This window comes from Caballeronia choica (assembly GCF_001544535.1).
GTDB classification, from domain to species: Bacteria; Pseudomonadota; Gammaproteobacteria; order Burkholderiales; family Burkholderiaceae; genus Caballeronia; species Caballeronia choica.
This window is the reverse complement of the sequence record NZ_FCON02000414.1, coordinates 1-1,724: the sequence shown is the minus strand read 5'-3', so window position 1 is coordinate 1,724 and position 1,724 is coordinate 1. Positions and strand designations below refer to the sequence as shown.

General features: G+C 59.5%; 2 protein-coding genes. Both read right to left on the bottom strand.

The genetic code is table 11. The features are described from left to right. On the bottom strand, positions 1-1,259 hold a 1,259-nt coding region (gene gltA / locus AWB68_RS44580), incomplete at its 3' end, for a citrate synthase (RefSeq protein ID WP_087650415.1). 104 nt (positions 1,260-1,363) lie between these two features. Beyond that, positions 1,364-1,636 (bottom strand): FAD assembly factor SdhE, encoded by a 273-nt coding sequence (locus AWB68_RS44575; protein ID WP_087650414.1) that lies wholly within the window; start codon positions 1,634-1,636, stop codon positions 1,364-1,366. Positions 1,637-1,724: the final 88 nt, after the last annotated feature.

Here is a 1,724-nt window from a genome sequence, read left to right as displayed (position 1 = left end):
ATGAACAACTGGCGCGGACGGCCGATCTTCTGTTCCGGATCGGCGATCATCTCGTTCCACTGCGCGATCCAGCCGACCGTGCGCGCCATCGCGAAGATGCACGTGAACATCGACGTCGGGATGCCCAGCGCGCGCTGCACGATGCCCGAGTAAAAGTCGACGTTCGGGTACAGCTTGCGCGACACGAAGTATTCGTCTTCCAGCGCGATCTTTTCCAGTTCCATCGCGAGCTTGAAGAGCGGGTCGTCGTGCAGGCCGAGTTCTTCAAGCACTTCGTGACACGTTTCGCGCATCAGTTTCGCGCGCGGATCGTAGTTCTTGTAGACGCGGTGACCGAAGCCCATCAGCTTCACGCCCGAATTCTTGTCCTTCACCTGCTTGATGAATTCGGAAATATTGTCGACCGAGCCGATCTCTTCCAGCATGTTCAGCGCGGCTTCGTTCGCGCCGCCGTGCGCCGGGCCCCACAGGCAAGCGATACCGGCCGCGATGCACGCAAACGGATTCGCACCCGACGAACCCGCCAGACGCACCGTCGACGTGGACGCGTTCTGCTCGTGGTCGGCGTGCAGGATCAGGATGCGGTCGAGCGCGCGCACTAGCACGTCGTTGACCTTGTACTCTTCGCATGGGTTCGAGAACATCATGTGCATGAAGTTCGCGCTGTACGACAGATCGTTCTTCGGATAAACGAACGGCTGGCCGATGCTGAACTTGTATGCCATCGCGACCAGCGTCGGCAGCTTGGCGATCATGCGGATCGCCGACACTTCGCGGTGACGCGGGTCGTTGATGTTCAGCGAGTCGTGATAGAACGCCGACAGCGCGCCGACAGCGGCAACCAGCACCGCCATCGGATGCGCGTCACGACGGAAGCCGCGGAAGAAGAAGTGCATCTGCTCGTGCACCATCGTGTGGCGCGTGACGAGGTCGACGAATTCCGCCTTTTGCGCCACGTTGGGCAGTTCGCCCTTCAGCAGCAGATAGCACGATTCGAGGAAGTCGGCGTTCACCGCCAGTTCTTCGATCGGAAAACCGCGATAGAGCAGTTCGCCCTTGTCGCCGTCGATGTACGTGATGGCGGAATTGCATGCCGCCGTCGACATGAAGCCCGGGTCATACGTGAACTTGCCGGTCTGACCGTACAACTTGCGGATGTCGATCACGTCCGGGCCCATCGTGCCCTGATAGATCGGCATTTCGACGCTCGGCGAGTTGTCGCTGAACGATAGCGTGGCTTTAACATCTGACGGGGTCATAGCACATCCTCAATCGAAGTATGGATACAGGTTTTCGATAATTTGCACGACGGCGCTGCGCGGCAACATACTAGTTTCGGGGGTTTTGCGGAACTCTGCAGAAATCACGCGGAGCGCAGCATCCCGAGCACGCGGGTCATATCCGGCGAAGCCAGTTCGCCTTCAGGTTCCTTGCGCGCGAGCAGCAAGTCCATCAGGTCGTTGTCGCCCAGTTCCAGCAGGCGGGTCAAAACGGCCACGTCCGTGTCACTAAGGTCATGTTCATATCGGCTGAAGAAACGCTCGAAGATCAGATCGTTTTCCAGCAGGCCGCGCCGCGCGCGCCAGCGAAGGCGTGCGCGACGAAGTGGGTCGGACTGATGCGGAATGTCACCCATGGCAAAAGTCCATCTCAGACAGCACGGCGCACCATCAATTCCTTGATCTTGCCGATCGCCTTGGTGGGATTGAGCCCCTTCGGGCACA

What these genes read in the sequence shown, in the direction of transcription:
- AWB68_RS44575 (WP_087650414.1), bottom strand. Translation starts at nt 1,636, where the DNA reads ATGGGTGACATTCCGCATCAGTCCGACCCACTTCGTCGCGCACGCCTT.